Below are 8640 nucleotides of genomic sequence, written 5' to 3'. Positions count from 1 at the left end.
ACATCCCGCTTATTACGACAGCACCAAGCGTAGTTTACAAAATTACACTGACAAATGGCGAAACGATGGAGATTGATAATCCATCGAACTATCCTGAAGCAGGCAAGCTTGACTTCGTAGAAGAGCCTTTCGTTAAGGCTGCTATCATTGTACCAAATGACTATGTCGGCGCAATTATGGAGCTTTGCCAGAACAAGCGTGGCGAATTCGTGAATATGGAATATTTGGATTTGAATCGTGTAACGCTTACGTATCAATTACCTTTGTCAGAAATTGTGTATGATTTCTTCGATCAGTTGAAATCAAGCACAAAGGGTTATGCATCGTTCGATTACGAGATATCGGGCTACCGCAGATCCAATCTGGTCAAAATGGACATCATGCTTAACAATGAACAGGTTGATGCTTTGTCTGTCATTGTCCACCGCGATCGTGCTTACCAACGCGGCAAGGTTATTTGTGAAAAGCTGAAGGAACTTATTCCGCGTCAAATGTTCGAGGTGCCGATTCAAGCATCTATCGGCAACAAAATCATATCGCGTGAGACAGTAAAAGCAATGCGTAAAAACGTTCTTGCCAAATGCTACGGCGGTGACATTAGCCGGAAGCGGAAGCTGCTTGAGAAGCAGAAGGAAGGCAAGAAGCGGATGAAGCAAGTAGGTAGTGTAGAGGTGCCGCAGGAAGCGTTCATGGCGGTACTCAAAATCGGCGAGGATTAAAACGTACGAGGATGAGGGAGGGCGCAGCTCTCCCTCTTTTCTATTTTAAGTGAACTGTATTTACCGACTTATATTTCAACGCGGGACGTGAGCCTGCCGCTTTAATGCAGTGCCAGCCGTTTACGCTTGAAGGAGAATGTTAACGATGAACATTACGCAATCACCACGCGCTTTATATATACACATCCCTTTTTGCACGAATAAATGTCATTATTGCGATTTCACTTCCTATGTACTAAAGGGACAGCCTGTTGATCAGTATCTCGATGCGCTTGAGCAAGAAATGCAGCGTACAGTTGCTGAATGGCCGCCAGTAGAAATTGATACTGTTTTTGTTGGTGGAGGTACGCCTACCGTACTGACTCCTCCGCAAATGGATAGATTTCTAAAAGCAGTACGCACTTATTTCCCGCTTGCTCCAGATGTGGAGTTTACGATGGAAGCGAATCCAGGCACAACGGACATAGACAAGCTGACAGCTATGAAGGAAGGCGGCGTGAACCGGATCAGCTTCGGGGTTCAATCCTTTGATAATGGATTGCTGGAGCGTATTGGCCGCATTCATAGCGTAGATGATGTATATCGCAGTATCGAGAATGCACGCAAAGTTGGATTTACTAACTTATCAATCGATTTGATGTTTGGCCTGCCAGGTCAAACAGTTGAGCTGTTAAGAGACAGTGTGAACAAAGCGATGGAGCTGGGATTGCCCCATTACTCCATCTACAGTCTAAAAGTAGAAGAAAATACGTTGTTCCATAAGCTCTATGAGCGTAATGAGCTGCCATTGCCCCCAGAGGAAGAAGAGTTTAATATGTTTATTTTGCTAATGGACATGTTGAAAAAAAATGGATACGGCCACTATGAGATTAGCAATTTCGCCGAACCAGGTTATGAGAGCCGCCATAATTCCACTTACTGGCGCAATGAGCCGTATTACGGTCTCGGAGCGGGCGCGCATGGCTATGTCAATCGCATGCGTCATGTCAATTTAAAAGGGATTACACCGTATATCGATGCGGCTTCAAGCAAGCTTCCGCGCCTTGAAACGTTTGAAGTTACTGAAGCTGAAGCGATGGAGGATTTAATGATGGTTGGGCTCAGGCTGCTGAGCGGAGTTCCGGCATCACGCTTCTCGAACCAATTTGAAGGCCAGAAGCTGGAGGACAAGTTCGGTAATGTTATTCATAAATTAATGAAGGATGGCCTGCTGGAAGCTGAGCAAACAGAAGACGATATCATTTATCGATTGACTGACAAAGGTGTGCTTCTCGGGAACGAAGTTTTTGGTGCTTTTATCGGATATAACGGCTAAAATACTCTTGAGAAAAAATTCGTTGTGGTGTATATTTATTCATATTGATTTTGATCTTGCACCGGGTGGAGGCGAATGCACAAATGCAGGCAGTACAGGTCGTATGTCGAAAAGCAACGTCTAATGATATCGAGACATTGTTTGAACTAATTAAAGGTTATGCAGAGCAAGGCATTATGCTGCCTCGCACTCGGGAAGCGCTCGAATATATGATAGATACATTCGTCGTCGCGGAAATTGGGGAAGAAGTTGTTGGCTGCGGTTCACTGCTGCGGCTAGGGAAAGAATTGGTTGAGATTCGCTCGCTTGGCATGTCGGATGGCTACAAGGGCGTAGGGATCGGCAGCAAGCTGGTAGAAGCGTTGATCGAGCAGGCTAGAGAGCAGCAAATTCCGAAGGTGATGGCTTTAACTTATGCCGTGTCCTTTTTTGAGAAAAATGGCTTCAAGGTCGTTGATAAGGAAATTTTCCCGGAAAAGGTTTGGAAGGATTGCATCAACTGTCCAAAGCAGCTTGCTTGCGATGAAATAGCTGTACTGAGAATGTTGAATTAAAGCACATTTTCCGAACGCATCTTCTTTTATTGAAAATAAACCACTCTCCTTTAGCGCTTGCATTAGGACTATTGGGAAAGTGGTTTTTTTGTTTCATTCAACTAATATGTTAGTTTGTCCGAACTCGTTGATAGTAATGCTGCGCGTTTTGGTATATAGTCAAGGTAGATGTTTATTGTCATATAGAGGAGAAATAAAAATGAGCCAAAAAAAAGATCAAATCGTAGCAGTAGAGGATAAGCTAAAGCATGTAACGACAGTGCTTTTGAAGAAATGGGCAGGATTTAGCGGGTTTTATGGTTTTAAAGCAATGGGTTACGATGAACTGTTCGCTTTGCTAAATACAAATGGCTGGAAAGTTATTATAGATGACTCCGTTTCACCTTATCGTATTGTAGAGCTATACCAAGGTGAAAATCGCGTGAGAAGAGAAAAGTTTGCAACAGATGAAGCAGGAAGAGTTCATAAAGTGTAATTGTTTGTAGAATAAGCCGCTGCGCCAACATATATTGCTGGCACAGCGGCTTTTCTTTAAGCCATAGCGGAGTTTCCTTGGGTGATTAAATCGTTTATTAGATGTTTAAATTGAATTAGGCGCATGAAAAATGCCGAACTGACTTGACAATCGACAAGCTGGTTTGGTATTTTTGTAGTAATGATTAGCACTCGATCGGATTGAGTGCTAACGAAGGTACATCGAAATAACGGATTTGACATTTACGTAGGGGGAATTCGAATGCTGACGGAGAGACAACGGATGATTTTACATGCAATTGTGGATGATTATATTCGCTCGGCTGAACCAGTAGGCTCACGCAGTATTTCGAAGCGCGGCGACGTTGGCTTTAGTCCGGCAACCATTCGCAATGAAATGGCGGATTTGGAGGAGCTAGGCTTCTTAGAGCAGCCGCACACGTCAGCAGGGCGTGTTCCATCAACGAAAGGTTACCGTTATTATGTCGACCATTTAATAAAGCTTAGCGAAGTGGATGAGAAAGACATTGGTGTGGTTCGCTCGTTCGTAACGGACAAAATGAATCAAATGGAGCAGGTTATTCAACAAACGGCGATGATTCTCTCCAATTTAACCAATTACACATCTATTTTGCTTGGACCTGAAATGTTCAGCACATCGCTTAAGCATTTTGGCCTTGTGCCGCTTGATCAAACATCAGCAGTTGCTATTATTGTGACGAACACTGGACATGTTGAAAATCGAACGATTTCAATTCCTGACGGCCTGAAAATGGACGATATGGAAAAGGTCGTTAACATTTTAAACACAAGATTGGTTGGCGTTCCGCTGATTCGTCTAAGGTCGAAGCTTTACACTGAAGTTGGGCAAGAGCTTGAAAGGCATGTTGATCATTATGAACAGCTGCTGCAGGTACTGGATCATGCATTGCAGAATGAGGATGAGCACCGAATCTTCTTAGGCGGAACAACCAATATGCTGACACAGCCTGAATTCAAGGATGTAGACAAAGTAAAAACGATTTTGGATTTGCTTGATGAGACACCAGCCATAATGAAAATGTTTTCCGGCCTTCCGTCAGGTATACAAGTACGTATCGGGACAGAAAATGACCATAAGGCAATTAGCGATTGCAGTCTTATCACAGCAACCTATGCCATTGATGGCCAATCGCTGGGAACGATCGGCATTCTAGGACCAACGCGAATGGAATACGGCAAAGTCATTAGCTTATTGGATATTATATCCAAGGATATGGCGGTTCTTCTTGGCCGCTGGTACAAGTAATTAATGATATTTTGCCAAGTTTACTTCGTAAACTTTTTTAGGAGGTGATTGCATGAGTACGAAAGAACAACATAATGAGGCAGCCGAGGCTGTAGAAGAAGTGGTATCTGCTGAGCAATCAGATCAAGCAAGCGAGGATACTGTAAACGAGGTTGTGGAAGAAGATTCGCGTTATGCGGAGCTTGTGAAGCTGGCTGAGGAGAAAGAGCAGCGCTTCTTGCGCGCACAAGCGGATTTCGATAACTTCCGCCGTCGTACAATGAAAGAAAAAGAAGAACTCGGACAGTACGCATCGATGAAGCTGATCGGTCAACTGCTTCCGGTTGTAGATAATTTTGAGCGCGCTGTAGCAGCCGCATCCGTTAACGGTGATTTTGAATCACTTGCGAAGGGTGTAGACATGATTTTCCGTCAGCTCGAGTCAACACTTGAGCAGGAAGGCCTTAAAGCTATGAACGTAGTTGGCGAGCCTTTTAACCCTGAATTCCATCAAGCGATTATGACAGTAGATTCCGATGAGTATGAAGAGGGTATCATTGTTGAGGAAGTTCAGAAGGGCTATATCTTGAAAGACAAGGTATTGCGTCCAGCGATGGTTAAAGTAAGCAGTTAAACGGTAAAACTTTTTCTCGATAAATGAGACAAAGCAAGCTGTTATTAGGATAAAATATAAAAATTGTAGGAGGAACTATAGCTATGAGTAAAGTAATTGGTATTGACCTTGGTACAACAAACTCTTGCGTAGCAGTAATGGAGGGCGGAGAAGCAGTTGTTATTCCTAACCCGGAAGGCAACCGCACAACTCCTTCCGTAGTAGGTTTCAAGAAAGATGGCGAGCGTGTTGTTGGTGAAACAGCAAAACGTCAAGCGATCACAAACCCTGATCGTACAATCAGCTCTATTAAACGCCACATTGGTACGAACCACAAAGAAAAAATTGACGATAAAGATTACACACCACAAGAGATTTCTGCAATCATTTTGCAAAAATTGAAAGCTGATGCTGAAGCTTACTTGGGTCAAACGGTAACGCAAGCCGTTATTACGGTTCCTGCTTATTTCAATGACAGCCAACGTCAAGCGACTAAAGATGCTGGTAAAATTGCTGGTCTTGAAGTTCTTCGTATTGTCAACGAGCCAACAGCTGCAGCACTGGCATACGGCCTTGAGAAAACAGAAGATCAAACGATTCTTGTTTATGACCTTGGCGGCGGTACATTTGACGTTTCCATTCTTGAGCTTGGCGATGGCTTCTTCGAAGTTAAAGCGACAAGCGGCGACAACAAACTAGGCGGAGATGACTTTGACCAAGTTGTCATCGATCACCTTGTTGCTGAATTCAAGAAAGAGCAAGGCATTGATCTTTCCAAAGATAAATCAGCTGTTCAACGTTTGAAAGATGCTGCTGAGAAAGCGAAAAAAGAACTTTCCGGCGTATTGACTTCAGCTATCTCTCTTCCGTTCATTACAATGGTTGACGGCGTTCCTCAGCATTTGGAGCTTAGCCTTACTCGCGCGAAATTTGAAGAGCTTGCAGCTTCCCTTGTAGAGCGTACGCTTGGACCTACTCGTCAAGCGCTTAGCGATGCAGGAATGTCCCCAAGCGATATCGATAAAGTTGTACTCGTGGGCGGATCGACTCGTATTCCAGCGGTACAAGAAGCAGTTAAAAAATTGATCGGCAAAGAACCGCATAAAGGTGTTAACCCAGATGAGGTTGTAGCTCTTGGCGCAGCTGTACAAGCGGGCGTATTGACTGGCGATGTGAAAGACGTTGTATTGCTTGACGTTACTCCATTGTCGCTTGGTATTGAAACAGCTGGCGGCGTGTTCACTAAGATGATCGATCGCAACACTACGATTCCTACAAGCAAATCGCAAGTGTACTCCACATATGCGGACAATCAACCGGGCGTTGAAATTCACGTCTTGCAAGGTGAGCGCTCGATGGCGGCAGGCAACAAAACGCTTGGTCGTTTCACATTGAACGATATTCCTCTTGCACCACGCGGCGTTCCGCAAATCGAAGTTACTTTCGACATCGATGCGAACGGTATCGTAAACGTGTCTGCTCTTGATAAAGGAACAGGCAAGAGCCAAAAAATTACGATTACATCTTCAAGCGGTCTAAGCGATGATGAAATCAACCAAATGATGAAAGATGCTGAGCTTAACGCTGAAGAAGATCGCAAACGTCGTGACCTTGTTGAAGCAAAAAACAGCGCTGACCAATTGGTTTACTCCGTTGACAAAACAATTAAAGATCTTGGCGATAAAGTTGACGCTTCTGAAATCGAAAAAGCTAACGCTGCAAAAGAAAAAGTAGTTGCAGCACTTGCAACAGACGATCTTGAGCAAATCAATGCAGCAGCTGAAGAGCTGACTGAAATCGTTCAACAGCTTTCAGTTAAGCTTTATGAGCAAGCTTCACAAGCAGCTGAAGGTGCTGGCCCAGAAGCTGGCGGCGCTGCAAAAGGCAAAGACAATGTAGTAGACGCTGACTATGAAGTGGTTGACGATAATAAATAAAGTGTAGCGAGCGAGAGGTCAAAGACAGGCGCTACCTGGCTTTGACCTCCTTTCGTGCTTATAGAGGAATCATAGGATATATAGCGGAGGTGAGAACAGGTGGCAAGCAAACGCGATTATTATGAGGTTCTTGGTGTTGGCAAGGATGCTTCAGCAGACGATATTAAAAAATCATACCGTCAGCTAGCACGTCAATATCATCCCGATGTAAATAAAGCTGCAGATGCAGAAACGAAGTTCAAGGAAGTTAAAGAAGCTTACGATGTACTAAGTGACGATGGAAAACGTTCAACGTATGACCGGTTCGGCCATGTTGATCCAAACCAAGGTATGGGCGGCGGAGGCGGCGCTGATTTCGGCGGAGGCTTCGGCGATATTTTCGACATGTTTTTTGGCGGCGGAGGCGGTCGTCGTGATCCGAACGCACCGCAGCGCGGCAATGACCTGCAATATACAATGACAGTTGAGTTTAAGGAAGCGGTATTCGGCAAAGAAACTGAAATTACGATTCCTAGAACAGAAACTTGCGATACCTGTCATGGTGATGGAGCTAAGCCGGGTACGAAGCCGGAGAGCTGTTCGGTTTGTAAGGGCAGCGGACAGCAGGAGGTTGTTCAAAATACGCCATTTGGCCGTATGGTCAACCGTCGTGCTTGTACGAATTGCAGCGGAACAGGCCGCGTAATAAAAGATAAATGTACAACTTGCCATGGCGCGGGTAAAGTGAAGCGTCAACGCAAAATCAACATCCGTATTCCAGCCGGCGTAGATGACGGAGCTCAAATCCGTATGTCTGGCGAGGGTGAGGGCGGTCTTCGCGGCGGTCCTGCGGGCGACTTGTATATTGTTATCCGTGTGAAGCCGCATGAGTTTTTCGAACGTGAAGGCGATGATATTTATTGCGAAGTTCCGCTTACATTCGTGCAAGCAGCTCTTGGCGATGAAATTGAGATTCCTACGTTAACGGAGAAAGTGAAGCTCAAGGTGCCAGCTGGCACACAAACAGGCACTTACTTCAGACTCAAAGGCAAGGGTGTTCCTAAGYTTCGTGGATACGGTCAAGGCGATCAGCATGTGAAGGTTACTATCGTAACACCAACGAGCTTGACGGATGATCAGAAGGACCTGCTTCGTCAGTTTGGCGGGCTAAGCGGCGATTCCGTATCGAATGATCAAGAACATCATGAATCTATATTCGAAAAAATGAAAAAGGCGTTCCGCGGTGAATAACCCGGCACGTCTTTTTTTCTTCCCACGGCTGTATAGAATGGGGTGGATTAACATACTCTATTCGGGTAGGAAAACCATACATCAACACACAACCGGAGGGAACTAATACGATGACAAACAATAACAACAACAATAACAGCTTGGAGAAAACAAACTTTGGCAACCTGCCTGTAGGCGAAAACGAAGATGTGGAATTTTCTGAAGAGCTTGCTGACGAAGCAGATCGCAAAGCTGCTCAGCGTGCAGCTGCAGCTGATGAGCGCAACGAGCAGGCATAATGAGCCATATTGAAATCCAAGCGACCTTCGAGGGTGAGGGTGCTGCTCAGGAGACGATGCGGAAGCTTCAAGCGCTGCGTGCAATTGAAGTGAACGGGTTGCTTGACAGTGGATTGCTGACGGCAACCATAGATGATGAAGTCGCCGAACGCGCGCTTCATCTTATTAAACAAATGGGCGGCAACGCAAATACAATTATTACTTAAACATAAAAAGGGACTGTGGGCTAGTATAGCCTTCAGTCCCTTTTATT

Annotated in this window: 10 protein-coding genes; all 10 read left to right on the top strand. The window is 44.9% G+C overall.

From position 1 onward, the window contains the following. The coding region (locus AC1DSE_RS24690) for an elongation factor 4 family protein (protein ID WP_477528332.1) at positions 1–719 on the top strand (719 nt) is incomplete at its 5' end. 145 nt (positions 720–864) lie between these two features. Continuing rightward, positions 865–2034: a radical SAM family heme chaperone HemW gene (gene hemW / locus AC1DSE_RS24685; RefSeq protein WP_477511354.1), complete on the top strand. Its 1170-nt coding sequence runs from the start codon at positions 865–867 to the stop codon at positions 2032–2034. Between the two features lie 83 nt (positions 2035–2117). Then, positions 2118–2588 (top strand): N-acetyltransferase, encoded by a 471-nt coding sequence (locus tag AC1DSE_RS24680; RefSeq protein ID WP_076266869.1) that lies wholly within the window; start codon positions 2118–2120, stop codon positions 2586–2588. Positions 2589–2787: 199 nt separating this feature from the next. Next, positions 2788–3063: a hypothetical protein gene (locus AC1DSE_RS24675; RefSeq protein ID WP_076266870.1), complete on the top strand. Its 276-nt coding sequence runs from the start codon at positions 2788–2790 to the stop codon at positions 3061–3063. Positions 3064–3324: 261 nt separating this feature from the next. Continuing rightward, the gene (gene hrcA, locus AC1DSE_RS24670; protein ID WP_076266871.1) at positions 3325–4350 is read left to right on the top strand and encodes a heat-inducible transcriptional repressor HrcA; all 1026 of its coding nucleotides are present in this window, start codon (positions 3325–3327) and stop codon (positions 4348–4350) included. Between the two features lie 52 nt (positions 4351–4402). Next, a complete protein-coding gene (gene grpE / locus AC1DSE_RS24665) occupies positions 4403–4963 on the top strand; it encodes a nucleotide exchange factor GrpE (protein ID WP_477511355.1) in 561 nt (186 codons plus the stop codon). Positions 4964–5046: 83 nt separating this feature from the next. After that, positions 5047–6879 carry a molecular chaperone DnaK gene (dnaK, locus tag AC1DSE_RS24660; RefSeq protein WP_339203473.1) on the top strand — a complete coding sequence of 611 codons (1833 nt, stop codon included), beginning with the start codon at positions 5047–5049 and terminating at the stop codon, positions 6877–6879. 99 nt (positions 6880–6978) lie between these two features. Next, positions 6979–8109 carry a molecular chaperone DnaJ gene (gene dnaJ, locus AC1DSE_RS24655; protein ID WP_477528331.1) on the top strand — a complete coding sequence of 377 codons (1131 nt, stop codon included), beginning with the start codon at positions 6979–6981 and terminating at the stop codon, positions 8107–8109. A gap of 110 nt (positions 8110–8219) precedes the next feature. Further along, positions 8220–8387, top strand: a complete 168-nt coding sequence (locus tag AC1DSE_RS24650; RefSeq protein WP_076266875.1) for a YfhD family protein — start codon at positions 8220–8222, stop codon at positions 8385–8387. Next, positions 8387–8593: a hypothetical protein gene (locus AC1DSE_RS24645; protein ID WP_076266876.1), complete on the top strand. Its 207-nt coding sequence runs from the start codon at positions 8387–8389 to the stop codon at positions 8591–8593. The genes AC1DSE_RS24650 and AC1DSE_RS24645 overlap by 1 nt, the downstream gene beginning before the upstream one ends. The last annotated feature ends 47 nt before the right edge of the window (positions 8594–8640 follow it).

Source organism: Paenibacillus sp. 01L418 (assembly GCF_056400045.1).
The sequence above is the reverse complement of the archived record's forward strand: the minus strand, read 5'-3'. Positions and strand labels throughout refer to the sequence as shown.

Excerpts from the sequence above, each read along its gene's own strand:
- hemW (WP_477511354.1), top strand. The coding sequence starts at position 865 with ATGAACATTACGCAATCACCACGCGCTTTATATATACACATCCCTTTT.
- AC1DSE_RS24680 (WP_076266869.1), top strand. The coding sequence starts at position 2,118 with ATGCAGGCAGTACAGGTCGTATGTCGAAAAGCAACGTCTAATGATATC.
- AC1DSE_RS24675 (WP_076266870.1), top strand. The coding sequence starts at position 2,788 with ATGAGCCAAAAAAAAGATCAAATCGTAGCAGTAGAGGATAAGCTAAAG.
- hrcA (WP_076266871.1), top strand. The coding sequence starts at position 3,325 with ATGCTGACGGAGAGACAACGGATGATTTTACATGCAATTGTGGATGAT.
- grpE (WP_477511355.1), top strand. The coding sequence starts at position 4,403 with ATGAGTACGAAAGAACAACATAATGAGGCAGCCGAGGCTGTAGAAGAA.
- dnaK (WP_339203473.1), top strand. The coding sequence starts at position 5,047 with ATGAGTAAAGTAATTGGTATTGACCTTGGTACAACAAACTCTTGCGTA.
- AC1DSE_RS24650 (WP_076266875.1), top strand. The coding sequence starts at position 8,220 with ATGACAAACAATAACAACAACAATAACAGCTTGGAGAAAACAAACTTT.
- AC1DSE_RS24645 (WP_076266876.1), top strand. The coding sequence starts at position 8,387 with ATGAGCCATATTGAAATCCAAGCGACCTTCGAGGGTGAGGGTGCTGCT.